Raw genomic sequence first — 24,720 nt, forward strand, 5'->3', positions numbered from 1 at the left:
AATTCCTGTAGGAGCGAGCTTGCTCGCGAAGGCCTGTCACACCAGATTCAAAACCCTGGCCGCATTGCGGTAGAAGAACTTCTCCACCACGTCATCCTTGAACCCGAGCCGCTGCGCATCCTCGATGCTCTGCCCGATCGGGCGGAAGGTGTACGAGGAGCCGAACAGTAACTGGTCCGCCAAAAAGCCATTGGCCGCTTGCACATACGCCTCGCTACCCGCCTGGAACAGGTACATGTCCGGCAGCAGGTGGATGTTCTCGTAGCGGAACGCCACGCCAATCGCCTGTTGTACGTTCGGCCAGTAGCCATGGCTGGCGACGATCTTCAGTTCAGGAAACGCCCGGGCCACCGCGGCCAGGCGGCCCGGGTCGTTGTAGGCCGGGTCCGGGGTCGTCGGGCCGCTCATGATGAACAGCGGCACGCCGCGCGTTTGCAGGTGTTCGTAGATCGGCCAGTACAACGGGTCATCGGCCTGCCGCGCCGGTTCGGCGAAGCCCGGCTCGAGGTCGATGGCCAGCAGGCCGAGGACGTCGATGGCACGGTCGATCTCGGCAATTGCGCCTTCGATACCTTGCAGCACCGGCTCCACCGCGCCCACGCCGATCAGTTCGGCGTGGCCGTTCACCACGCTGTGGATCAGGTCGTTGGACAGGTGCTGGGACGGCGTGTGCCGACCCACCACCGCAGCCTTGTACAGCCCGGCCTCGCGCACCTCGCCGAGGAAGCCTTCCTGGGTCAGTGAGCGTTCGAAGTGGTTGTCCGCGCCACGGGTGCCGACGCGGCGGTTCAGCCAACGCGCGGTGTCGTGTTCCGGCGAGCCGGGCACGCCGCCGAAGAACGGGTGCAGAAACGCCGGTCGGCAGCGCAGGTCGATGATTTTCATGCCGCCTGCTCCTTGCCTTTGCCGGCGCGGACATCGAACGCGCCGCCGGTGAAGGCGCCGTCCACGGTGACCTTGCCCTTGCCCGGCAGCAGCGGGAAGACCAGTTCGGCGAAGCGGTAGGCTTCTTCCAGGTGCGGGTAGCCGGAGAGCACGAAGCTGTCCACGCCCAGTTCGGCGTATTCGAGCAGGCGTGCGGCAACGGTTTCCGGGTCGCCGACCAGCGCGGTGCCGGCACCGCCACGGACCAGGCCGACACCGGCCCAGAGGTTCGGCGCCACTTCCAGTTTGTTGCGGTCGCCGCCGTGCAGCGCGGCCATGCGCCGCTGGCCTTCGGAGTCCATCTTGGCGTAGTTGGCCTGCGCCGCGGCGATGGTGTCTTCGTCCAGGTGGCTGATCAGTTCGTCGGCGGCGGCCCAGGCGGCTTCGTTGGTTTCCCGCACGATGACGTGCAGGCGCACACCGAAGCGCACGGTGCGGCCATGTTTGGCGGCGCGGGCGCGGACATCGGCGATCTTCTCGGCCACCGCTGCCGGCGGCTCGCCCCAGGTCAGGTAGGCATCGACATGCTTGGCCGCCAGTTCATGCGCCGCCGGCGAGGAACCGCCGAAATACAGCGGCGGGTAGGGTTTCTGCACGGGCGGGAAGAAGTTCTGTGCGCCTTCCACCTTGAGGTGCTTGCCTTCGAAATCGACGTTCTCGCCTTCCAGCAAACGGCGCCAGATGGTCAGGAATTCGTCCGAGGCTTCGTAGCGTTCGTCGTGCTTGAGGAACACGCCATCAGCGGCCAGTTCGGTGGCATCACCACCGGGCACCACGTTGAGCAGCAGGCGGCCGTTGCTGGCCTGGTCCAGGCTCGCGGCCTGGCGCGCCGAGGCGGTGGGGTTGCCCAGCGAAGTGCGCAGGGCCACCAGCAGTTTGATCCGCTGGGTCACCGGCACCAGGCTGGCGGCGGTGACCCACGGGTCCAGGCAACTGGCGCCGGTGGGAATCAGCAGGCCGTCGTAGCCGAGCTGGTCGGCGGCCACGGCGATCTGCCGCATGTAGGCATTGGTCGCCGGCCGGCCACTGGCCGAGTGACCGAGGTAGCGGGTGTCGCCGGAAGTCGGCAGGAACCAGAAAATATCGAGACTCATCAAATTGTCCTCATTGCCATCGTTGATAGGGGCACGCGTGGCAGCGGTGTTTCTAGGAATTCAGATCGACAGGTTGATCACCCGGCCATCGAAGCCGCCGGGGGCGGCACGACGTTTGTTCACCACCAGTTCGCCGATGCGGATCAGGTGGGTGCGGGTGATGTTGCGCGACAGGCCCAGCAGTTGCGCGGTGTGGACCTGGTTGTAGTGACAGAAGCGGTAGGCCGCGCGCAGCAGGGCGTCCTCGACCTTTTCGTGCAGCCCTTCACCCTGTTCCTCGAACAGTCGCAGCAGCGCCCGTTGCAGCAGTTCATCGGCGCTTTCCTCGCGTGGGCGGTTGCTGGCCTCGCGCTCGATGCGCAGGTTGGACAGGTGCAGGTCTTCGGCGCGGATCACCTTGTCGCGGCAGATCAGCAGGGTGTGGTGGATGACGTTTTCCAGCTCGCGGATATTCCCCGGCCAGTCGTAGCTGGCCAGGCGCTGGCGGGCTTCCTCGCTGAGGCTGACGTCGGCATAGCCGAGACGCCGGCTGTATTCGGCGATGAAGTGGCGGGCCAGCGGCAGGATGTCGCCGGGGCGGTCGCGCAGCGGGTGCAGTTGCAGGCTGACCACGTTGAGCCGGTAGTACAGGTCTTCGCGGAAATGCCCGGCGTTGATGGCTTTTTCCAGGTGCACGTTGGTCGCCGCCAGCACCCGCACATTGATCGGGATGCTTTTGCGCGAGCCCAGGCGCACCACTTCACGTTCCTGCAGGACCCGCAGCAGCTTGACCTGGATCGGCATCGGCAGGTCGCCGATCTCGTCGAGGAACAAGGTGCCGCCGTTGGCTTCCTCGAACCAGCCGGCCTTGGCCGCCAGGGCGCCGGTGAAGGCGCCTTTTTCGTGCCCGAACAGCTCGGCTTCCACCAGCGACTCGGAAAACGCGCCGCAGTTGACCGCCATGAACGGACCGTTGCGCCGCCCGCTGAGGTTGTGGATGTGCCGTGCCACCAATTCCTTGCCGGTCCCGGTCTCACCGATGATCAGCACGCTGGCTTCGCTGGGCGCGACTTGTTGCAGGTGGGCGAGCAGCGCCTGCGAGTGCGGGTCTTCGAAGACCTGCGCGGTGGCGCGGATCGAGGTGGCCAGGGCCGGGGACGGGGGCAGGGTCAGCAGTTGCATGGACGGGCCTTATGAGTAGAAGGTCGGGGTAGGGCGCGTACCGTTCAGCGCCCACTCGCCCAGTTCGTGGATGCGGTAATCCAGCGGGTCGTGCAGGGTCTGGGTGCGCAGGTTGCGCCAGTGCCGGTCGAAGCGCAGCGAGGCATGGGTGGCGCGGGCGCCGGTGACTTCGAACAGGCGGTTGCAGATATCCAGGCCATGGCGGGTGGCGGCGACCTTGGCGGTGCCGATGGCCAGCGCCAGTTGCGCGCGCTCCTCGGCGCCGAGGGCGTGTTCCTTGGCCCAGGCGCGGTCGAGCAGGTCGGCGGCGCGTTCGATCAGCAGGCGCACGCTTTCCAGGCCGACCCAGAACTCGCCGTAATGGCGCAATACATGCGGGTCTTCGCCGCTGTGCCGGGCCGTGGAGCGGAACCACGGACGGCTTTCGTTGAGGGTGTACTGGCGGGCCTCTTCGAAGGCGCCTTCGGTGATACCGAGGAACATGTTGGCGAAATGCAGTTGCGCGATCAGCGGCCGCAGGCAGGCGAACGGCGTGCTCAGCGGGCCCGGGTCGAGCAGCAGTTCGCTGTGTTCGACACGTACGCGCTCGAAGGTGGCGCTGCCGCTGTCGGTCTGGCGCTGGCCGATATTGTCCCAGTCGCCATGCAGGGTGATGCCGGTGCGGCCGCTGGGGATGGCGGCGATCAGCAGCTTGCCGCCGGCGCTTTCATCAACCGCCGAGGCGATCAGCATTTCCGAGTCGCTGGCGCCGGAGCAGAAGCTCTTCTTGCCGGAGAACTCGCACCAGCCGTCGAAGCGCTTGACCACGGTGCGGGTGTCCAGCGGGTTGAGCGCGTTGCCCCAGAACCAGTCCTTGCGCGCGGTCAGTTCGAACCACGGCTCCCACTGCTCGGGACGGGAGAACAGGCGCACGGTGGCGAGCATCAGGTGCTGGAAGCCGAAGACATGGGCGATGGAGCTGTCGACCCGAGCGAACTGGCGCACCACGTCGAAGGTTTCGCTCCAGGTGGCGCCGAGGCCGCCATATTGGGTCGGGATCACCAGGCCGAGCAGGCCGCTGGCGCGCAGCGCGTCACGTTCAGCCTTGGGCGTGCCGCCACGGGCATCGCGCTCGACGGCGGTCTCGGCGAATTGCGCGGCCAGCTCGCGGGCGATTTGCACAGGGGTTTGCAGGGTGTTGCGCGAAGGCAGGTTCATGGTCGACATCTGCCTCAGGCGATCTTGCGCAGGGCGCTGTCGGTGACCACGCCGGCCAGTGTCGCGGCGGCACGCTCAGCGGCCAGGGCGATACGCGCCTGCAGCGCCGGGCTGGTGATCTGGTAGTCGGTGAAATCGGCCTGGGCGGCGTACACGCCGATGGGCAGGGTCAGGGCCTGGAAGAAGCTGAACAGCGGACGCAGTTGATGATCGATGACCAGCGCGTGGCGTTCGCTGCCGCCGGTGGCGGCCAGCAGCACGGGGGTGTCGATCAACGCATCCTGGCCGATCAGGTCGAACAGGTGCTTGAACTGGCCCGGATACGAACCGCGATAGACCGGGGCGGCGACGATCAACAGGTCGGCCTGTTCGATGGCCAGCAACTGCGCTTCCACATCAGCCGGCAACTCGGCGCGGGACAGGGCACCACCGACCGGACGGGCGATATCACCCAGCTCGATGACCTGCACAGTGAAATCCAGGTGCTGGCCCAGCGCGGCGATCAGCGCCTCGGTCAGGACCAGGGTGCGGGAAGGGCGCCAGGCCCCACCGGAAACAGCGACGATGTTGAAAGCGGTGCTCATGATTCAGGTTCCTTGGCGGAGTGAGATGCCTGGGTGGAGCAAGAGCCGTTCCAGTTTCTTGAATTCGTTGTGAATCAAGGTGTTGAGCGATTTTTCCGGTGGCTGTTGTGTTGCCGGGGCGCCGCAACTGTTGATTCAGTGTTGGTGGATGAACAGTTGTCGGGTGAACACTGTTCGGGATGCGGGGGATTTTTAGAGTGGGATGCATATTCAGTCCAATTCTTAATAAAGATAAATTTATTCGAATTAGAAATATGTGATGCAGCAGCCAACGGGGGCGCGGGTGGCGCGGCGCGGCCTGTGTTTATCGCGCATCAAGAGCTAGGGAAATTTCCTACAAATGAGCTAAAGTCGACCCCACTCAACCTATCGGGAGAAAGGGATGTCGTGCCCCCAGGTCTGCTCTGGCGCCACGCTGCAATGCAGCTTCGGTGCCGCGCCATGCGTGCTGAATGTGCTGCCGGTCAATCGGGTGATGGCTGGCGGAATGCCGGCGGCGACGATCATGGACCATATCCCGCTGGTGAACATTGCCACCTTCGGTATGTGCATGAGCACGGCCAACCCGATGGTCATCGCCGCCACCGCCGCGGCCCTAGGCGTGTTGACGCCGATGCCGTGCATTCCCGCCACCGCCGCGCCGTGGGTGCCCGGTGCCCCGACGGTGTTGCTGGGCAGCATGCCGGCGCTGGATGCCAACAGCATGTTGATGTGCAACTGGGCGGGGGTGATCAAGATTGGCATGCCGGGTCAGGTGCAGATGTTGATTCCCTGAGATTGTCTTGGGGGGTTGCGGCGCCGCAAACCTCACTCTTCCGCTCCATTCGTCCACCACCACTTCAACCGCGACACCGGCTTGCCCGCCGCATTCAGCGGTCGGCCGTCTTCGGCATAGCGCTGCCCCGGATCGAGCAACTGGCCGTTGAGGTATTGCGCCTTCAACGCCAGCTTGCCGTTGGGGTGAAAGCGCTGCAGCAGGCCCTCGCGGACGCCATTGTTGTACAGCTCGCGCTCGGCCACCGCGCCATCCGGGAAGTAGGTGACCGCTTCACCCTGCAACAGGCCCTTGCGGTAGGTGGCCGAGCGCAGCAGTTGCCCTTCGGTGGAGTAGAAGCTGGCAACGCCTTCGAGGCGATCGTTCTGGTAGGGCAGTTGCGCAGACAGCCGGCCATTGGGGTGAAACGTCTGGCTCAGGCCGTGCAACAGGCCGCCGGCGTAACTGAGGTTGGCCTGTGGCCGGCCATGTTCTTCGATGCGCAACGGACCGTTGAGCGCCTGTTCGTGCAGGCGCCCGGTCAACTGCGCGTCGCCGCGCTGCAGGCGGAAGGCGTCGCCCTTGGTCACGTTCGGGCCCTTCAATTGACCTTCACCAGGCCGCCCTTGATGGTCAGCATGCCGCCGCCATCCACGGTCTGTTCGGCGCCGCCCTTGTTGGTCAGGCTGATGCCGGCATCGTTGGTCATGGTGGTGCCGGCCTTGTTCTCCAGCGAGGTGCCGGCCTGGTTGGCGAACGAGGTGCCGGCCTTCTGCGCGATGGAGGTGCTGGCCTGCACGGCAAGGTCCGCGCCGCTCTTGACGGTGAAGCTGGCGCCGCTCTGCAGGGTGATCTTGCCGGTCACCTTGATGGTCAGGTCGCCGTCGATGGTCAGGGCGTAGTCGCCGGTAATCTTCTCGGTGAAGTTACCGCCGGTCTTGTGGGTCTGGTCGCCGCCGACGGTGACGGTGCGGGTGTCCTTGACGTCGAGGTTGTCACTGCCGGTCTGGATCTCGACCGTGCGCTTGCCCTTTTCCAGGGTGATGGTTTCGTCGCCTTCCTTGACCGTGCGGGTGCGGGCGTTCTGTACGGTCTGGGTTTCGTCGTGGCCGATGGTCACGGTGGCGTCGTTGAGGACGTTGGTGTTGAAGTCTTTCTGCGCCTGCAGGAAGACTTCCTCGGCGTCCTTCTTGTCTTCGAAGCGCAGGGCATTGAAGCCGCCGCCGCCCTTGGAGGAGTTGGTCTTGATCCCCGACTGGGTCTGGTTGTCGGGCAGGGTCCAGGGCACCGAGTTGTCGCCGTTGTAGACGCAGCCGCTGACCAGTGGCCGGTCGGGGTCGCCGTCGATGAAGGTGACGATCACTTCCTGGCCGACCCGCGGCACGAACTGCATGCCGAAGCTCTTGCCGGTCCAGGGCAGTACCACGCGGACCCAGCAGGAGCTGGTTTCGTTGTTCTTGCCGTCGCGGTCCCAGGGGAACTGAATCTTGATCCGGCCATATTCGTCGGTCCAGATTTCCTCGCCGGATTTGCCGACAACGGTGGCGGTCTGGGTGTGCATGCGCGGCTTGGGCGTGACCCGCTGCGGGCGGTAGGTGGTGGCTTTGGGGATCGCCTCGAAACGGTTGCGGTAGCTGTCGTGGCTGACGTCGTGGGTCACCGAGGTGACCACCCAATCGATGTTCAGGCTGGCGTCGTCATGGCCGCTGAGGGTGAAGTAATGACCGGGCACCAGCCAGCGGCAATCGCTATCGCCGACAAAGCGCTTTTCCTGGGTGCGCAGGCCGTCGACGCGCTGCTTGGTCAGCGCATCGCCACGGGATTTCTCGATGTAGCCGCCGGGATGCTCATACGCCGTGCGCGGCCCGGTCTTGGCCTCGGCCTTGCTGTACAGCGAGGTGGTCGGGGTGGTGAAGGCGTAGTCGCTGGCCGAATAGACCCCGGCCACCGCCTGCAGCACCAGTTGCCCGGAGCGGATGCCATGCAGTTCGCGGCCGCCCATGCCCTGGCCGAGGTAGCTCACCGCCGCGCCGTTGGGCAGGGCCGGGAAGGCTTCGTTGTTGTCGGCCAGCACCAGGGTGTGAACGCCGTCTTCATGGGTGAAGAACCAGAAAATCCCTTCTTCTTCGAGCAGGCGGCAGACGAAGGCGAAGTCGCTTTCGCCGTATTGCACGCAGTATTCCCGCGGCGTGTAGCTGCCCGTAAGGGACAGCTTGTAGTCGCTGAAACCATGGGCGTCGAACAGGCTGGTGACGATGTCGGAGGTGGACAGGTTCTGGAACACCCGGTTGTTGCTCGCCAGGTTCAGCCACCACAGCCACGGCCGCAGCACCACCTGGTAGCGCTCGGCACTGGCGTCGGCGGGCAACTGGTGGACCTCGGCGATCAGGCCGTCCAGCGGGCGCAGTTTGCTGTCGTTGTGCAGGGTGGCGGTGAGGTGGCTGGCGACCGCGTCGGTCAGGGTCAGGGTGCTGTCGGCGTACCCACGCAGCACCTGCAGCCCCAGGCCGTTGAGCATCTCACCGCCACTGAGCGACTCCGGATAGAGGTCGCTGAGGGCGCTGGCGGTGAGGGAAAGGCTGGTGTTGCTGTCGGTGGCGCGGGGCATCTGGGGTCTCGAACAATCAATGGCCTTGGCGGACTTTACAGGCTGGCGAGGGCAGAAGTCTTGCTCACTCCAGCGCCCATTCCGCGAGTTTTCCCGTGACCTGCTTCATCAGCACGTTTTCGATGTCCCGCGCGCCGGCGCCGCTGCACTGGGCGAGCACCGCCTTGACGATGCCGCGGTCGAAGTCGAACTGCTTGCCGGTGGCGGCCTTGTAGCGCTCGCGGAGTTTCTCCAGCTTGGCCAGGACGATGCCTTCCAGGGTCAGCTCATCCAGCGGGTGATAGGGCACCACGGTCATGCGCGCGAGGAATGCCGGGCGGAACGCCTTGAGCAAGACCTTGTGCAGGCGCTCGTTGAAGACCTCGCCGTCCAGCTCGGCCTTGGCCGTGTCGAGGATCAGTTCGGCGCCGACGTTGCTGGTGGCGAGCATCACGGTGTTCTTGAAGTCGACGATCAGGCCGCTGCCGTCTTCCATCACGCCTTTGTCGAAGACGTTGTAGAAGGCTTCGAGCACGTCCGGGTGGGCCTTTTCGATCTCGTCCAGCAGCACCACCGAATAGGGCTTGCGCCGCACCGCTTCGGTGAGCACGCCGCCGCTGCCGTAGCCGACGTAGCCGGGCGGCGCGCCCTTGAGCTGGCTGACGGTGTGGGCTTCCTGGTATTCGGAGAGGTTGATGCTGATCAGGTTGCGCTCGCCGCCGTACAGCGCGTCGGCGAGGGCGTAGGCGGTCTCGGTCTTACCAACGCCGGTCGGGCCGGGCAGGAGGAACACGCCCACCGGTTTCTGCGGGTCGGTGAGGCCGGCGCGGTAGGCTTGCAGGCGCTGGGCGATGGTGTCGAGGGCGGTTTTCTGGCCCATCACTCGCTGGCCCATGCGCTGGCCGAGGGTGCGCACGGCATGGGCTTCGTCGGCGAGCATCTTGCCCACCGGGATGCCGGTCCAGCCGGCGATCACCGCGGCGACGATCTTCGAATCGACCTGCTCCGGCACCAGCGGGTCGTCCTGGCGAATGGCGTCCAGCCCGGCTTCCAGGCGCAGCAACTCGGCGGCGAGGTGGTCGATGCGGCTGTCGGTCTCGGGGTCGCGCTTGGCCGTGTCGGCGTCGGCGCGCTCGCTCAGGGCGAGCAGTTCGCGGCGGGTGTCGAGCAGTTCGCGGACGGCCTCGCGCTCTTCGCTCCAGCGGGTCTCCAGCTCGCGCATGGCCTGCTGGTTGACCGTCAGTTCGGATTCCAGGCGGGTGATGCGGTCGCGGTGGTCCTGGCCGGTGGCTTGTTCGCGGCGCAGGCGTTCGACTTCTTCGTTGAGGCTGTGCTGGCGATGGCGCAGGTTTTCCAGCGGCGGCGGCACGTCGTGCTGGCCGAGGGCGACCCGGGCGCAGGCGGTGTCGAGAATGCTGATGGCCTTGTCCGGCAGTTGTCGCCCGGAGATGTAGCGATGGGAGAGTTTGACCGCGTCCTGGATCGCGGCGTCGAGCACCAGCACGCCATGGTGCTGTTCCAGTTTGCTGGCGATGCCGCGCAGCATCTGCACGCAGGTGGCTTCGCTGGGTTCTTCGACCTGGACCAGTTGGAAGCGGCGGGCCAGGGCCGGGTCTTTCTCGAAGTACTTCTTGTATTCCTGCCAGGTGGTGGCGGCCAGGGTGCGCAGCTCGCCCCGGGCCAGGGCCGGCTTGAGCAGGTTGGCCGCGTCGCTGCCGCCTTCGGCGCCGCCGGCACCGATCAGGGTGTGGGCTTCGTCGATGAACATGATGGTCGGCATGGGCGCGTTGCGTACCGCCTCGATCACGCCTTTGAGGCGCTGTTCGAACTCGCCCTTGACCCCGGCGCCGGCCTGCAACAGGCCGAGGTCGAGAACCCGCAGGCAGACGTCTTGCAGGGCCGGGGGCACGTCGCCGGCGGCGATGCGCAGGGCCAGGCCTTCCACCAGCGCGGTCTTGCCGACGCCGGGTGCGCCGACCAGGATCGGGTTGTTCTGCCGCCGCCGCAGGAGGATGTCGATGCATTGGCGGATCTCGCCTTCGCGGCCGATGATCGGGTCGATGCGCCCGGCCCGGGCGTCGGCGGTGAGGTCCTGGGTGTACTGCTCCAGCACCGGGTCTTCGGTGTTTTTCGCCGCGGCCTTGCCGCGTTTGGTCGGGGCATTGGCGGCGGGCTGTTCGCGGGAGGCGGCGGTCCATTCCTGGAACTTGCCGCGCAGGGTATCCAGCGGGATGGCCAGCAGCGGCGCGGCGCTGTTGAGCAGCAGGCTGCGGTATTCCTCGCGCTCCAGCAGCACCAGCAGCAACAGACCCGAGCGGATGCTCTGTTCTTCGCGCACGCCGGCTTGCAGCACGGCGTCCTTGAGCAGGTTGACGGTCTGCGCCGAGAGCGACGGCGTGCGGGTATTGCCGGACTTGAACAGCTCCAGGGCGCGGTTGATCTGTTCGCCCAGGGCGTCGCGCTCGACCTTCAGCGGCGGCAGCAGGCAGGCCAGGTCGCCGCCAGGAATCTCCAGCAGTTCCAGCAGGAAATGCTCGATCTCGATGAAGTGATGACCGCGTTGCAGGCAACGCTGCGCGGCGCGCTCCAGTGCATTGTGGGTGTCGCTGTTCAACCAACCGATCAGGCTGCCGAGCTCCATGTTCACACCTCTGCCGGCTGTTGTAGCCGGGTATTGAATACCTGACGGCGGGTCGGGTCGCTCTTGCGCTGCAACCCGTTGTTCCAGTTCAGCCGCGGACGGTTGTCGTTCATGAGGAACATCGGCCGGGCGCCGTCGATCAACAGCGTCAATGCGCAGTCTAGATCGGGGCCGAAATACAGGGCGGCGAGATCGGCCAGTTGGTGGTGGGTGTCGCCACCGGGCAGCAGCGGTTTGGCCTGTTCGGCGCTGAGCGGGCCGATGTGCAGGCGGATGCCGGCGTGCTCGTCCCACATGCGTTTGCCGGCGATCGCCGTGCGCCCCAGTTGCAGGTTGCGCCCGCCACGTTTGAGCACGCTGCGACTCGCCGGCGGGATGTCGCACCAGGCGCCGTCATGGCCTTCGACACGCAGCGGCAGGTTGAAATGATGGCGGACGATCGAGGCGAAACCGGCCAGCGAGCGCCGCCCGCCGGTGATCAGCGCGGTGCGCGCCAGCAGCGCGGCGTCGGGCAGTTTCTGGCGATCCTGCAGGCCGGCCGGCAGCAGCCCGGCCAGGGCGCGCAGTTGCTGTTGCACCGGGGTATCGCGGGCTTCGGCGAAGCCGAGGGCGACCCGGTGCTTGCGCAGGGTGCGGTAGAGCAGGCTGAGCAGGCGGTGCTGGAACAGGTCGAGAAATTCCGCCGGCGCGTGGTCGCGCTCCAGCGCCCGTTGTTGCAGCCACTCCTGGAAGGCGTAGGGCAGCGGACCGTCGGGGCCGCCAAGGCCGAAGATCGGCGTGCTGAGGATCGGCCGCGGGTCGTGGGCGTCGTGGCTGATCTTTTCGATCTGGCTGGCGGGAAACGCCGGGGTCAGCGGGCCGCGCAGGCGCACCGCTTCGTTTTGCGGGACGCTGCCACGGCCCAGCGAGGTCGCTTTCTGGTTCTCGTGCTCGAGGATCAGCAAGGCCTGGAGCAGCTCGAAGCCTTCGGGTCGTGCGCGCAACGTCTCGCTCAGAGGCACAGCGGCATGCCGGCTTGCGGGCTCCATGTCTTGATCTCCTTGGTAGCATCGTCGGCATCGACCAACACGGTGGTGATAAAGCGGTTGGCCGTGGCGTACAGCGAGAAGAACTGCGCCAGTACCGCGGAAAACAGCACGGTGCTGTGCCCGGCGAAGTGCGCCGGGTCCAATTGAATCCGCACTTCCAGGCCCTTGCGCCAGCCGCGCCAGGCGTCCTTGCCGACATGCCCGACGATACGTTCGCAGGCCAGGCTTTTCAGCCCGTCGATCTGCCGGCCGGCGCTGGCCTCGTTGCGCAGGTTGTGCAGGGTCAGCATCTCGCGCAGGGCATCCAGCGCCTGCTCGCCTTCGACCAGCGACAGGTGATTGAGGGTCAGTTGCGACACCAGCCGCCAGCGCGACTGGCCGTCAAGGTTAGGCACGCCTTGCGAGCTGGGCGGGTTGACCAGGCGGGCAGTGGCCGGCGCGCCGGGGCGCTCGAACGCCAGCACGGTGCCGGCAGCCAGGCTCTGCGCCAGGTGCCGGTTGGTGCACAGCAGGTCGGCGCTGAGGCTGAAGTCCCAGCTTTGGCTACGCGGATTGAAGCCGGGATCGACCAGGCTGACCAGTATGTCGCTGCCGATCCGGTTCGGCGTCAGGCCATTGATGCGCCGCGCATGCCAGTACATCTGCGCGTTGCTGCTGTGCTGGCTGCCGTAGTACGGCGCCACCGGCCGCACCACGCCATCGGCGGACAGGGTGCGCATGCCGCGGATGCTGTGGATTTCCACGCTGTTTTCGCGGTGGGCATCGGCGACCAGACGGTACTCGCTGTTCTTGCCATCCGGGCGCAGCGGCTCGGAGGTGCGGCGGAACAGGTTGATCGCCGGCACGCAGCCCAGGGCGATATCGCTGGCCTGCAGGTGCAGGTGCGGCGGCGTCGGGCGGTCGAACACCAGGTACAGGTCAAGGCTGTTGCCGTCGATGCGGGACGGGTCGAGCGGCACATCGAAGAAGTGGAATTTCTCCGGGAACGCGAAGTACTCGGTGAGCAAGCGCAGGCCCGGGTGCACGCCGTCTTCCTCGGGCAGCAGGGCCTGATCGTCGGCGAAACCGACCACCTCGGGCAGGCGGGCCTGCTTGTCCGGGCGCTTCAGGCGTTGCGGGCGTTCGCCGGGGGCGCTGTTGAACACGCCGATGGTGTGGGCACCGAGCAGGTCATACAAGGTGGCGTTGACCATCGGCGAGGCGTCCAGGTGCAGGCGCAACTGGCGCACATCCAGTGCGTTGAAGGCCGCCTTGCCTTGATAGTCGATGCGCAGGCGCAGGGCGGAACCGGCGTTGTACTGGCCGGTCAGCTTGCGGGCTTCGTCGCCGTCGAGCAGCACCGCATCGGTGATTTTCAACGGCCACAACGTCACCTCGGCGCCGGTGCGGAAATAGATGCTTTCGCCGCGGGTGGTGGTGACGAACAGCGAGGTGTCCCGCGCCAGGGTGTAGCCGCTGTCCAGGTTGCCTTTGCCCTCGGCGGGTTCGATCCGGACGATGGTGCAGGAGGGCAGGGGCCGCAGGGCCAGCGGGTAGAGTTGTTCGAGCAGGGCGTCGCTGAATTCGGCGTAGTCGTCGTCGAGGCGCCGTTGCAGGCGCGCCGAGAGCAGGGCGAAGCCTTCCAGCAGGCGTTCGACATGCGGGTCCTGACTTTCTCCCGGCGACAGCTCCAGACGCCGCGCCACCTTGGGGTAGCGGTTGGCGAAGGCGCTGCCAGCGTTGCGCAGCCAGGTCAGTTCACGTTGGTAATAATCCAGTAGCAGCGGGTCAATCGAGTCGCTCATGGCTGACCTCCAGACCCGTGTCGGTCTTGTCCACCACGAACGCCACCGGCCATTGCTGGCCGCCCTGGCGCAGCAGTCCGCTGAGCAGGATGCTCAGGCTGCGGGGTTGCCCGGCCACCAGCCGCACGTCCACCTCGCCCAGTTGCAGGCGCGGTTCGAAGTGCGTGATCGCGGCACGGATTTCCCGGGCGATGCGCCGACGGTCGTCGGGGTTGCTCGCCTGCAGACCGCTCCAGTCGCCGAGGCCGTAGTCCAGCACCGTTGGCGGCGAGGTCCGCGACGGGCCGGCGCGCCGGCTGTTGAGCAGGCGCAGCAGTTCTTCGCGGACCGACGTGGCCAGGGCGTGACGGTCCAGTTGCGGCGCGGCGTCGCCGGCCCCGGCCAGGCGTTCGAACAGCAGCGGGCGGTTGCCCGTGGAGGACATGATCGACTACCGCGACTTAGCTGCCTGCCTTGTTGAGTTTCATGTCCCAGGTGGTGGCGGCCGTGCCTTCTTTGACGCCGTCGTATTTCTGCGTGGTCAGTTCCCATTTGATCTTGGTGAAGTTCAGGGAAATGGTTTCCACCGGCTTGCCACCGGTACCGCCGCTGACGCTGACGTTGGAGAACACCACGTTGTCGAGGGTGTAGACGATGAACGGAAGAATCTGCCCGCTGCCTTCGGCGGCGTTACGGCCGATGGTGATCTTGGCCTGGGCAATCGCCTTGCCGGAGGTGCAGTACAGGTTCAGGTTGGGGGTGGACGTGTCGACGAACTTGGTCAGGGTGAACTCGCCGACATGCGGCTTGCCCGAGGTCCGCTCGGTGTTGCTGACGTCGTTGGTGACCTGCATGGCGACGTTGTGGCTGTAGGACATGATTTCGATCTTGTCCGTGAAGCCTTCGAGCTGGCTGTCACCTTTGATGTCGTCGCCCAGGTCCAGAATGATCGCATCCATCGCGTAAAGCTCCTGCTGCTAGAAATTTGGAATGAAAGAGGGGGAGCGGCTCCCGCGGGCGAACCCGCGGGAGTCACGGTCAGGCGGCTGCCGAAGGCGGCAGGGTCGCGACCAGGCGGATCGAAGCGGTCAGTTCTTCCAGCTGGAAGTGCGGACGCAGGAACACCGTGGCGCGGTAGGCGCCCGGCTTGCCCGGCACCTCGGAGACGTCCACGCGGGCTTCGCGCAACGGGTACTGGGCCTTGATTTCCTGTGGAGCGTTGTCGTTGATCAGCACGTAGTCGGCGATCCAGTTGTTCAGGTAGGTCTGTACGTTGTCGCGGGTCATGAAGCTGCCGACCTTGTCGCGCATGATTACCTTGAGGTAATGAGCGAAGCGCGACGACGCCAGCACGTACGGCAACATGCTCGAAACGCGCGCGTTGGCGTTCGCTTCGTTGGTGTTGTAGGCGCGTGGCTTGTTGGTGGTCTGGCCGCCGAAGAACACGGCAGTGCCGGTGTTTTTCTTGTGGCACAGGGAGATGAAGCCGAGGTCGTTCAGCTCTTTCTCGCGGCGGTCGGTGATGGCGATTTCGGTCGGGCACTTCAAGGTCAGGTCGCCGGAGGCGGTCTTGAAGGTGTGCTGCGGCAGGTTGGTTACCGCACCGCCACTTTCCGCGCCACGGATCGCCGCGCCCCAGCCGTATTTGGCATAGGCGTCGGTGAGGCGTTGGGCCAGGGCCCAGGCGGCGTTGCCCCAGAGGTATTTCTTGCCGTCGGCGCCGGCGACGTCTTCGTTGAAGTCCATGCCGTCGACCGGCAGGGTGTCCTTGCCGTAAGGCAGGCGCAGGAGGAAGCGCGGCAACACCAGGGACACGTAGCGCGAGTCCTCGGTGGCGCGGAAGTCACGCCATGGGCCCAGCTCCAGGCTTTCGAAGACTTTGGCCAGGTCCTTGGGAACCGACAGGTCGTTGAACTGCTTCATGTCGAACAGCAGCGGGCTGGCGGCGGCAATGAACGGCGCGTGAGCGGCGGCGGCAACTTCGGAGAGCTTGGTCAGCAGGGCGATGTCCTGCGGGTGACGGCCGAAGTAGTAGTCGCCAACCAGGGCGCTGAACGGGTAGCCACCGAAGGTGCCGTATTCCTCTTCGTAGATCTTCTTGAACAGGACGGTCTGGTCGAAGTCGACGGCGCGGGTCAGGTCCTTGCTCAGCTCGTTCTGCGAGACGTTGAGCAGGCGCAGTTTCAGACGGGTGCCGGTTTCGGTGTTGCTCACCAGCATGTGCAGGCCGCGCCAGGACGCTTCGAGCTTCTGGAAGGCTTCGTCGTGGAGGATTTCGTTGAGCTGGTCGCTGATCAGCTTGTCGATCTGGCTGATGCGGTTGTTGATCAGGGCGCGGGTGTCAGTGTCTTGACCCTGGCTGGCGGCGAGAGCCTTTTCCAGAACCTGGCTGGCGAACTCGGCGATCATGTCCTGGGCATAGACCTTCTGACTGTCGTCATGAACGATCTGGCCTTCCTTGATGATCTTTTCCAGCAGGGTGAGGGTCTGGGTGCTGCCTTCGCTTTGATTCTCGGTGCTTGACGCGGGCATGGTGGTGTCTCCGGGAGCAGAGGGGTGTGATCAGGCGTGCGAGTCAGGAGGGGCTGGACCGATTACTCGGTCTTGGTCTCGGTGTTCTCGCCAGGCACTACGTCATCGTCTTTTGTCCCGGGCGGCGTCTCGTCTTTCTTGCCTTCGCCAGTGCTGGCGGTGGTGCCGGAGCGGGCGGCCTTGATCGCTTCCAGGTCTGCTTCGGTGCTCTTGAGCACTTCCTTGAGCAGTTCGTCGAGCTTGTCGTTGCCGTCGAGCTTGGTCAGCAAGTCGCGCAGGCGCTCACGGGCTTCGAACAGCACCTTGAGCGGCTCGACTTTCTTCACCACGTTGACGGGGTCGAAGTCCTCGATCTTGCTGAAGCTGAGCTTCGCGCTGAGGGGATTGCCTTCTTTGTTGAGGGTGTTCTTGACGTTGACGGTGACGCTGGGGGCGATGGATTCGACGACTTTGTCGAAGTTATCGCTGTCGATGTCGACGAAGCGGCGCTCGTTGAGCTTGGCCGGGTTCTGCGTGGCACCCGACAGATCGGCAAGAACACCAACCACCAGAGGCAATTCCTTTTTCTCGATGGCGTTACCGGTTTCTACGTCATAGGTGATCTGCACGCGAGGCGGACGGACCCTGTCCAGCTTGTGCTGAATACTTTCTACCATAGTGGCTGACTCCGATGCAGAAGGCGGGCGCAATGCAACGGTTTCCCACTGATCGCAATCCCTTGCTAGACCGCGGCGTGGACACGCTCTTGTCGAGGTTCCTGTTTTCCGCAATCACCTCAATTCGTCATGGTGGCGAATTGGCATGGATGCTATAACAGGCATGCCGAAATGCAAATAAAACTTTTCTTGGATCATCATGCGTCTTAAAAAGTTCATATCCATCAAGATTTTGGCGGTACTTTTGACAGCCTCGGCAATGGCCGGATGTTCATTGTTTGGATCCAAGGTTAGTGTCGATGGCGTCACCCTGGATGTTGCTTTGCGCGCAAACGATGATTCGCCGATCGCCGTGGATTTCGTGGCCGCCAACGATGTTGACCTGCTTGGAAAGTTGTCCGGGCTGACAGCAAAACAATGGTTTGCCACGCGTGAACAATATCAGCGCGACTTTCGTCAGTACTTGCATGTTTGGGGCATGGAGCTAGTGCCTGGACAGTTGATTGAATCGTCAACTTTCCCGCTTGATGGAAAGCCGTCGGTTGGACTTCTGGTATTTGCCAATTATCAAAGTCCGGGCGCCCATCGCTTGCGCCTTGAAGACCAGCGCAGCATCCGCTTGAAATTCGACAGCCGTGAAATGACCCTGCTCGACCAGAACACACGCTGACCGCGGCCGCCGCCGCGCTTGGCCATACGCCAGATACAGGATGTGAAGGGACTTTATGAGCGTGCGACCTGATGTGGTCTGCTGGTACGAAGGCATGCAATTGCTGCCCCAGCATTTTCAGTTGCAAGGGCTGCGGGCCGAGGCCATGGCGGCCCACCTGGCACTGGCTGCCAACCCCTGGTATTGGGGCGTAGCGCATTTCGAACACGACCCCGCCGCGCTGGTGGCCGGCAAACTGCGCCTGCTGAGCCTGGAGGCGACCATGCCCGACGGCATGCCGGTCAGCCTCGGCGCGGCGCAGGAAACCCAGCTTGAGCTGGACCTGGCCAAGCCGGTGAAGGATTCCGAGACCTCCACCGTCACTGTCTACCTGGCGTTCAACCCGCTCTGGCAAGGCCAGCGCCTGCGCGCGATGGAGGGGCGTTGGCAGTCGGAACTGAGCGAGCCGGTGCCCAATCTCGACAGCGGCCTGGACGATGAACGCGTCACCGTCTGGAAGCCCGCGCCGCGCCTGGTCACCGACCGCGACAAGGCCGACAGCGTGTGCCTGCCGCTGATCCGCGTGCGCAAGGAAAATGGCGTGTACAAGGCCTTGCCCGACTTCGTCGCGCCGAGCCCGCGGGTTACGCCGCAATCGGTGCTGGGGCAGCGAGTGCTGAAGTTGTGCGCCATGGTGCGGGAAAAGTGCGGGTCGATCGGCGTGCGCCTGCAGGGCGTCGAGCTCGAAAGCGACCCCGCCCGCGCCCGGGTATTGCGCAGCCAGTCGGCGGCGCTGTGGGCGCGATTGCCAGAAGTCGAGGGCGCGCTCTACAGCGGCATCGCCACACCCCAGGCGCTGCACGGCCTGCTGTTGGGCATGGCCGGAAGTTGGGCGGCGCTGGATCCGGTCAGCGGCGTGCCGGCGTTTTCTCCGCTGGAGTTTCTTGACCTGTACCGCGGCTATGACGAAGTCCTCGACTGGCTGGAACGCAGTCTGAAGAAAGTCCGCGAAGGGCTGCGCAGCGTGCCGTTCGAACAGAAGGGCAACGTCTACGAGATCCAGTTGCCGTCTTTCGATCCCTCCCGTCCGTTGCTGGTCGGCCTGCGCATGCCACCCGGAGCACCCGAGCCAGACGCTTCGCTGTGGCTGGGGCGGACCATCATCGCCTCGGCCGGCAATGTCGCTGACCTCGCTCGCCAGCGTCGACCGGGCCTCAAGCACAGCGCCCTGGACCTGGCCCGGCAGGCCGCCAGTGGCGTGGGTAGCGAGACCCGGCTGTTCGAGATCGATACGGGCGAGCACTGGTTCAACCCGCAATTGCCGTTGCAGATCGTTTCGCCGGGGAATGGGGAAACCTTCAAGCCTTGGCAGATTGTTTTGTTGATTGACGACAACCACGAAGAAGTCGCCTGACACGGTAAGGACACCTATGCCAGAAGGGATTGCCGTATCGCGCTTTCGCGGCGTGCAGGACGCTCCGCTGACCAACGCCTTTCGCGAGGCGTGGCAGGAGTGGTTGGCAGCCTGGAACGAGCTGGACAAGCGCGCCGAAGACACCGGGCAATTGCTCGAACAGGTGGTCGAGCTGTCCACCTCCGCGACCCGCCGCCTGTGGCGCACCGCGTTCGCCAGCGTCGGCGACTCGGCGCCTTTGCAGATCAAGGCGATGGTCTATGCCTTTGTCGCGCTGGTGGACGAAACCCTGCTGTTCGCCGACTGGCCGGGCCAGCCCGAATGGCAGGAGCGGCCGCTGGAGTTGCGTCTGTATTCCAGCCGCCAGGCGGGTGACCGGGTGCCGGTGGAAATCAAGCGCCTGCTCGACGAACAAGCCCCCACCAGCCGCGACCTCGGCAACGTTTACCTGTTGTGCCTGATCCTCGGTTTCCACGGCCGCCTGCGCGGCCCCGGCGGCGAAGCGCTGCATGCCAAATGGCGGCATGCGCTGTTCAACCTGACCCGCCAGCGTGATCCGGATTACGCCAACGTCAGTGCCTTGCTGGCCGAGCCGGCCAGTGTGGTGCCGCAGCAGTTGCCGGTGCGCGAGTCGATGCCCGATGGCCTGCGTCTTGGCCTGCTGGTGCTGGGCATCACCCTGTTGCTGATCGGTGTCGGCCATCTGTTCTGGCGTGATATCGGCGACGAGCTGTCGCCGGTGCTGCACCTGGCAACACCCTTCCAGGTCCAGGAGCCAACTTCATGAGCCTGTCGACGCTGGGTTGGGTGATCGGCATCGTCGTCATCCTGCTGCTTCTGGTACTGCTGGTGGTCTGGCTGCGCAACCGCAATGGCGCCGCCGTGCGCAGCTTCTATTTTGCCGTGCGCCAGATGGAGCACGATCAGGGCGTCGGCGGGCGCTATCAGGCACCGTGGATGCTGATGCTCGGTGACGAGGTGCAGGGCGCGCAGTTGTGCGCGAGCTGGAACCTCAATGCCATCGACAAGCCGGCCTGGTTCGGGCGCTGGTGGTCCGATCCGTCCGGCGCGGTGCTGGTGGTGCCGCAATCGGTGTTCCTGCCCGGTGAGGGCATGAAGCAGGCCGGTGGCTGGTGGACCCTGCTCGGCCTGTTGCTGCGGCTGCGTTCGCGTCGGCCGCTGGACGGCGTGATCTGGACTGTCGCCGCCGCCGACCTGCTGGATGCCGACCGCGCCGCGACCCTGGGCCTGGACGCTCGGCGCCGCTTCATCGACCTGCTGCACCGGCTGGGCATGAGCCTGCCGGTGTATGTGGTGATCACCGGCATGGAGGCCGTGCCGGGCTTCCAGGAACTGGCCAATGCCCTGCCGGAAGAAACCCGTCGGCAGATGCTGGGCTGGTCGTCGCCGTATGCCGCCGATGCGACCTGGCAGTCGCAGTGGACCGAAGACGCCATGCAGCAGGTCAGCCAGGCGCTGTCCGAGGCGATCATCCAGATGGGCACCCTGTCCGGTGAATTGCACGATGACCTCGACGCGCTGCCGCAGCGCATCGATGGCCTGCGCCGCAACCTGCAGATGCTGTTGTGGCCGGTGTTCCAGGGCAATACCCACGGCGAGGCACCGGTTCTGCGCGGGCTGTACTTCACCGGGGCCCAGGCGTTCCAGGGCAATGCCGAGGCGTTGACCGCGCTGGATCAGCCGCTGCAGGAAAACGTCTTCGCCCATGGCCTCTGGCAGCAACGGATCAACGCCGAGCGCGGCCTGGCCCAACCGATCCCGCGGCTGCTGCAACTGCGCCAGCGTTGGCAGCGGGTCGTCGCGATCGGTGCGGCGGTAGTGGGGCTGGTCTGGGTGCTGGCGATGGCCTGGGTCTGGAACGACTCGGTACGCGATGCCGGCGAGTTGTCGCGGCTGTTGCAGAACGCGCAGAACGATTACGTCGCCCTCAGCGACGACAGCCACCGCAAGGAGCTGACCCGGCACAACGTGCAGAGCTTCTGGACCGTGCTGGAGCGCGCACCGCGCTGGCATTTCACCTCGCTGGCGTATCCGACCTCATGGTTCTCCTCGCTGGATGACCGTCTGGACCAGGTGTTGCAGCACACGTCCATGAGCCATATGCGTCAGCCGATCCACGACCTGTTGCAGGCTGACCTGAACGATGTCCTGGCGATCAACGACAACAGTCGCCGCAGTTCGGCGCAGGACGGCGATCCGGCGCAATGGCCGAGCTACCTCAAGGCCCGCGAACTGGTGCAGAAGGTCAACCGCCTGGAGCAGGCCGCCAGCCTCTACACCCAGGCCCTGGCCAACCCGAAAACCCCGCTCGACCAGTTGATCCCGCTGAGCAATCAGACCCTGGACCTCAACCTGAATGCCGGAACCCTGCCGCGCGAAGGGTTCTACAACCGTCTGCTGGTGGCGCAGGGCATTTCGCCGCTCAAGCCGCTGGACCTGTCGCTGCACCGCAGCACCATCACCGCCAATTTCAACCAGTTGATGGAAAGCTGGCTGGGCCATTACTTCCGCACCGACGGCTTCATCAGCTCGGCCGGTTACCTCAAGCTCTACCTTGACCGCCTGGAGGCCGGTGCGCCGCAGACCCTCAAGGAACTGGAGCACATGGACGCGCTGATCGAGGACCTGCAAGCCTCCATCGACCTGACCAACTCCAACTGGAGCCGCGGCAAGGGCCAGGACCTGGTCGCCGGCTACAGCGATCTGCTCGCGCAAGTGCGCCAGAGCAAGGTGCTGGGCCCAGCGGTGGCCGAGGAAATCGAGCGTCGCGCCGAGCAGATGCAGTTCCATTTCAAGGAGCAGTGGGTGGCGCAGGGCGCGTCGAGCAAAAGCCTGATGGTGCAGACCACCACCGGGCAACTGGCCTTGCAGGAACGCATCATCCACCTGCACAGCGCGATCAACCTGCTGCTCAAGCGCGACTTCGTTGCCCGTGCCCTGCGTGAGGACGGAACGGGCGACAGCGATCAGTTGAGCCATGTCGACAGCGAAGGCCTGCGCCTGGCCCAGAGTTACTACGAGAGCTACAAGACATACGCCCATGAGTCGATGGCGGGCATCCCGCCGGTGTACCGCAACGCCTTGCTCAAGACCGCCGAAAACACCGCCGCCGATGCCATGTGGCTGAGCCTCAACCGGCAGACCCCGCTGAGCGAACTGGAAAGCCTGCCGTCGTTCCAGGTCCGCACCGACCAGGCCGTGGCGGTACACCGTGCGCTGATGCAGTTGCAGCGACCGGAGCTGGCCGGCGGCTTGCAGACCGCGCTGAACCAGAGCGCGCTGGCCGATGTGGCGCAAGCCATCGAGGAAGTGTTTCAGCAACCGGTGTTCCGTGACCGTGCCGACATCAACCAGTGGGACGGCACGAAGGACTTCGGTCTGCGACTGTTCCGCGCGGTCGATGCGCAAGACCTGAAGAGCAGCCTCGACCAGCAGTTCGGCGTCATCACGGTGATTACCGAGCAGGCCGCGCCGGCGCTGGAATGGCTGATGACCCAGTTGCCCAACCTCAACCTGAGCGAGTCGGAACTGGTCACGCGCTTTCATTCGCTGGGCGAGGAGATGACCAAGTACAAGGCGCAGAACCCGTCCAGTTCGCCCGCGTTGATCACCCAATTGATCGTTCGCGACTTCAACGACATGGACCAGAGCAGTTGCCTGAAAATCCTGCTCTCGGCCAATGCGCCGCATGCCACCGGGCAACTGACCCAGCGCTGGATCAGCCTGCAGCAGAACGCTTTGCAGCGCTGCCAGTTTTTGCAGCGCCAGGCGGTGTCCAGTGCCTGGAACGAGCTGGCCGGCTACTTCAACCAGTACCTGGCCGGGCGTTTCCCGTTCGCTACCGATCAGCGCGCACCGGACGCCGACCCGGCGCGGGTGCAGTACTTCCTGACCCTGATCGACAACCGCTTGCCCCAGGCCCGCGACGGCCTCGGCCTGTTGGCTTCCCGCGATCGCGCCGCCGCCAGCGAGTTCCTCGACCGCGTGGCGCGGGCGCGGCCGTGGCTCGGCGCCATGCTGGTGCGGGATAACGCCGGGCTGTCCGGGATCGACATGGAAGTGCGCTGGCGCACCGACCGCGACAGCGAGCGCGGCGCCGATCAGGTCATCACCTGGGCGCTGGGCGCGGGTAATCGCGAGATCGTCCACCCTGGCGAGGATCAAGTGCTGCACTGGAGCGTTGGCCAGCCGTTAAGCCTGCGCCTGCGTTGGGCGCGAGACGGCACCCAGCGACCGGTCAACGATCCTTCGCAACAGCAACTGCATGTCAGCGGCCTGGAAGCCGAATGGCAGTACCAGGGCCCTTGGGCGCTGCTGCGCCTGATCAGCGCCCACAGCTCCATGCTGCGCCAGCCGAACGTCGACTACACCGAGTTCCCGCTGAGCCTGGAAGTGCCGGTGCACGCTCAGCCTGAGGAAGAGAACCAGACCCTGATGTTCCTGCGCCTGTCGCTGATGAGCCAGGGCGGCAAGGCGCCGTTGTCCATTCACCCGTTGCCGGTCCAGGCACCGCTTTCACCGTTCGGCTACGCGCCGCGTTCGGTGGCTGATACAGGAGATTACCCATGACCTCACCCGGCTTTTCCCAGCGGGTCGGCCAGTTGCTCGAACCCATTTCCGCCGAGTCGCCGTGTGGCCCCAGCCTGACCTATGACGCGGTCTTCGCCGTGATGCGAGAAATGCGCCGAGAAGAAGACACCACGTTGCCCACCGGCGTCTGGTCCACCAACGAGGTCAAACGCGCCGATTGGGCCGGCCTTGAGCGGCAGGCCACCCAGGTGTTGCGTGAGCGCAGCAAAGACCTGATGGTCGCCGCCTGGCTCGGCGAAGCCTGGTTGCACCGCGAAGGCATGGCCGGCGTGGTCAACGCCCTGGCGTTGCTGGGCGGGCTGTGCGAGCGCTACCCCGACGAGGTGCATCCGCTGGTCGAGAACGGCGACGTGGACTGGCGTGCCGCGCCACTGGAATGGGTGGCGACGCGCTACAAAGAGGTGCTGTTGTCGCGCCTGCAACTGCTGCCGCAGACGCCGGGCGATGTCGAACGCTTCAGCCTGCAAGACTGGCAACAGATGAAGCTTCGCCAGGTCCAGGTCAACGACAGCAAACCGGCTAAGGTCGCCGCCGAGGCGGCCCATGCGTTGCAGAAGAAAATCAGCGAGCAGGTGCGCCTCACGCCCCTGAGCTGGTGGCAGCAAGGGCTGCTGGCGGTGCAGAACGGACAGGCGCAACTGTTGCTGCTCGATGGCTGGTGCGACCGTCACCTGGGCGATTCCGCGCCGGCTTTCGCGCAATTGCGCACGGTCCTGCAGACGCTGGAAACCCTGCTTAAAGAATTCGTCGCCCTGCATCCGCCGCAGGTTGTTCCTGTCGAAACCCCCGAGCCACAACCGGAGAGCCCACCGACGATGGATGCCCCCGTCACTGAAACCCGCCTGCCGTCCACCGAACCCCGTACCCGTGATGAAGCCTATCGGCAGTTGCTGGTGATCGCGGATTACCTGGCCCGCACCGAACCCCACAGCCCGGTGCCGTACCTGATTCGCCGGGGCGTGGAGTGGGGGAACAAGCCGTTGCGGGAATTGCTGGGGGAATTGATCAGTTCCGATGCCGAGGCGCGGCGGTTGTGGACCTTGATGGGGGTTTTGTAGGGGGGGGCAGACGCGGCCTATCGCGAGCAAGCTCGCTCCTACAAGGGGTGTGCGATGTGTAGGTCCG

20 protein-coding genes are annotated in these 24,720 nt (G+C 65.2%); 6 read left to right on the top strand and 14 right to left on the bottom strand.

What is annotated here, in order from left to right:
* Window positions 1-36: 36 nt before the first annotated feature.
* Genes NTD88_RS16290 through msuE form a run of 5 tightly spaced genes read right to left on the bottom strand, consistent with a single transcriptional unit; the run spans window position 37 to window position 4,960 of the window.
* Window positions 37-885 (bottom strand): amidohydrolase family protein, encoded by an 849-nt coding sequence (locus NTD88_RS16290; RefSeq protein ID WP_262156438.1) that lies wholly within the window; start codon window positions 883-885, stop codon window positions 37-39.
* Window positions 882-2,018 carry an FMNH2-dependent alkanesulfonate monooxygenase gene (gene ssuD, locus NTD88_RS16295; protein WP_262156437.1) on the bottom strand — a complete coding sequence of 379 codons (1,137 nt, stop codon included), beginning with the start codon at window positions 2,016-2,018 and terminating at the stop codon, window positions 882-884. The genes NTD88_RS16290 and ssuD overlap by 4 nt, the downstream gene beginning before the upstream one ends.
* 60 nt (window positions 2,019-2,078) lie before the next feature.
* The gene (locus NTD88_RS16300; protein ID WP_175649999.1) at window positions 2,079-3,179 is read right to left on the bottom strand and encodes a sigma-54 interaction domain-containing protein; all 1,101 of its coding nucleotides are present in this window, start codon (window positions 3,177-3,179) and stop codon (window positions 2,079-2,081) included.
* Window positions 3,180-3,188: 9 nt separating this feature from the next.
* On the bottom strand, window positions 3,189-4,376 hold the full coding sequence (locus NTD88_RS16305) for an acyl-CoA dehydrogenase family protein (protein ID WP_095155355.1): 1,188 nt from the start codon (window positions 4,374-4,376) through the stop codon (window positions 3,189-3,191).
* 14 nt (window positions 4,377-4,390) lie between these two features.
* The gene (gene msuE, locus NTD88_RS16310; protein WP_262156436.1) at window positions 4,391-4,960 is read right to left on the bottom strand and encodes an FMN reductase; all 570 of its coding nucleotides are present in this window, start codon (window positions 4,958-4,960) and stop codon (window positions 4,391-4,393) included.
* A gap of 382 nt (window positions 4,961-5,342) precedes the next feature.
* Between msuE and NTD88_RS16315 the strand changes: the two genes are divergently transcribed.
* Complete coding sequence (locus tag NTD88_RS16315; RefSeq protein WP_262156435.1) at window positions 5,343-5,735, top strand: DUF4280 domain-containing protein; 393 nt, start codon at window positions 5,343-5,345, stop codon at window positions 5,733-5,735.
* Window positions 5,736-5,767: 32 nt separating this feature from the next.
* Here the strand turns inward: NTD88_RS16315 and NTD88_RS16320 are convergent, their stop codons facing one another.
* The 9 genes from NTD88_RS16320 to tssB all read right to left on the bottom strand — a co-directional run bounded on the left by NTD88_RS16320 (window position 5,768) and on the right by tssB (window position 16,921).
* Entirely contained in the window at window positions 5,768-6,304 is a 537-nt protein-coding gene (locus tag NTD88_RS16320) for a toxin-antitoxin system YwqK family antitoxin (protein WP_410017097.1), read from the bottom strand.
* 11 nt (window positions 6,305-6,315) lie between these two features.
* Window positions 6,316-8,322 (bottom strand): type VI secretion system tip protein VgrG, encoded by a 2,007-nt coding sequence (gene tssI, locus NTD88_RS16325; protein ID WP_262156434.1) that lies wholly within the window; start codon window positions 8,320-8,322, stop codon window positions 6,316-6,318.
* A gap of 64 nt (window positions 8,323-8,386) precedes the next feature.
* Window positions 8,387-10,942 carry a type VI secretion system ATPase TssH gene (tssH, locus tag NTD88_RS16330; protein WP_262131102.1) on the bottom strand — a complete coding sequence of 852 codons (2,556 nt, stop codon included), beginning with the start codon at window positions 10,940-10,942 and terminating at the stop codon, window positions 8,387-8,389.
* Window positions 10,943-10,944: 2 nt separating this feature from the next.
* Window positions 10,945-11,970 carry a type VI secretion system baseplate subunit TssG gene (tssG, locus tag NTD88_RS16335; RefSeq protein WP_262156433.1) on the bottom strand — a complete coding sequence of 342 codons (1,026 nt, stop codon included), beginning with the start codon at window positions 11,968-11,970 and terminating at the stop codon, window positions 10,945-10,947.
* Window positions 11,934-13,754 carry a type VI secretion system baseplate subunit TssF gene (gene tssF, locus NTD88_RS16340; RefSeq protein WP_262156432.1) on the bottom strand — a complete coding sequence of 607 codons (1,821 nt, stop codon included), beginning with the start codon at window positions 13,752-13,754 and terminating at the stop codon, window positions 11,934-11,936. Before tssF ends, tssG begins: the two co-directional genes overlap by 37 nt.
* Window positions 13,738-14,178 carry a type VI secretion system baseplate subunit TssE gene (gene tssE, locus NTD88_RS16345; protein WP_262156431.1) on the bottom strand — a complete coding sequence of 147 codons (441 nt, stop codon included), beginning with the start codon at window positions 14,176-14,178 and terminating at the stop codon, window positions 13,738-13,740. Before tssE ends, tssF begins: the two co-directional genes overlap by 17 nt.
* A 16-nt stretch (window positions 14,179-14,194) precedes the next feature.
* On the bottom strand, window positions 14,195-14,692 hold the full coding sequence (locus NTD88_RS16350; protein ID WP_095155235.1) for an Hcp family type VI secretion system effector: 498 nt from the start codon (window positions 14,690-14,692) through the stop codon (window positions 14,195-14,197).
* Window positions 14,693-14,771: 79 nt separating this feature from the next.
* Window positions 14,772-16,265 carry a type VI secretion system contractile sheath large subunit gene (gene tssC, locus NTD88_RS16355; protein WP_095155234.1) on the bottom strand — a complete coding sequence of 498 codons (1,494 nt, stop codon included), beginning with the start codon at window positions 16,263-16,265 and terminating at the stop codon, window positions 14,772-14,774.
* A 62-nt stretch (window positions 16,266-16,327) separates the two neighbouring features.
* The gene (gene tssB, locus NTD88_RS16360; protein ID WP_262156430.1) at window positions 16,328-16,921 is read right to left on the bottom strand and encodes a type VI secretion system contractile sheath small subunit; all 594 of its coding nucleotides are present in this window, start codon (window positions 16,919-16,921) and stop codon (window positions 16,328-16,330) included.
* Window positions 16,922-17,120: 199 nt separating this feature from the next.
* Here tssB and NTD88_RS16365 point away from each other — a divergent pair, with 199 nt between their 5' ends.
* Genes NTD88_RS16365 through tssA form a run of 5 tightly spaced genes read left to right on the top strand, consistent with a single transcriptional unit; the run spans window position 17,121 to window position 24,653 of the window.
* A complete protein-coding gene (locus tag NTD88_RS16365) occupies window positions 17,121-17,591 on the top strand; it encodes a type VI secretion protein (protein WP_095155232.1) in 471 nt (156 codons plus the stop codon).
* Between the two features lie 55 nt (window positions 17,592-17,646).
* Window positions 17,647-18,984 carry a type VI secretion system baseplate subunit TssK gene (gene tssK / locus NTD88_RS16370; RefSeq protein WP_262156429.1) on the top strand — a complete coding sequence of 446 codons (1,338 nt, stop codon included), beginning with the start codon at window positions 17,647-17,649 and terminating at the stop codon, window positions 18,982-18,984.
* Window positions 18,985-19,000: 16 nt separating this feature from the next.
* On the top strand, window positions 19,001-19,771 hold the full coding sequence (locus NTD88_RS16375; protein ID WP_262131108.1) for a DotU family type IV/VI secretion system protein: 771 nt from the start codon (window positions 19,001-19,003) through the stop codon (window positions 19,769-19,771).
* Window positions 19,768-23,574 carry a type VI secretion system protein gene (locus tag NTD88_RS16380; RefSeq protein ID WP_262156428.1) on the top strand — a complete coding sequence of 1,269 codons (3,807 nt, stop codon included), beginning with the start codon at window positions 19,768-19,770 and terminating at the stop codon, window positions 23,572-23,574. The genes NTD88_RS16375 and NTD88_RS16380 overlap by 4 nt, the downstream gene beginning before the upstream one ends.
* Window positions 23,571-24,653 (top strand): type VI secretion system protein TssA, encoded by a 1,083-nt coding sequence (gene tssA, locus NTD88_RS16385; RefSeq protein ID WP_095155228.1) that lies wholly within the window; start codon window positions 23,571-23,573, stop codon window positions 24,651-24,653. Before NTD88_RS16380 ends, tssA begins: the two co-directional genes overlap by 4 nt.
* Window positions 24,654-24,720: the final 67 nt, after the last annotated feature.

This window comes from Pseudomonas sp. 20P_3.2_Bac5, from assembly GCF_025466035.1.
Taxonomy (GTDB): domain Bacteria; phylum Pseudomonadota; class Gammaproteobacteria; order Pseudomonadales; family Pseudomonadaceae; genus Aquipseudomonas.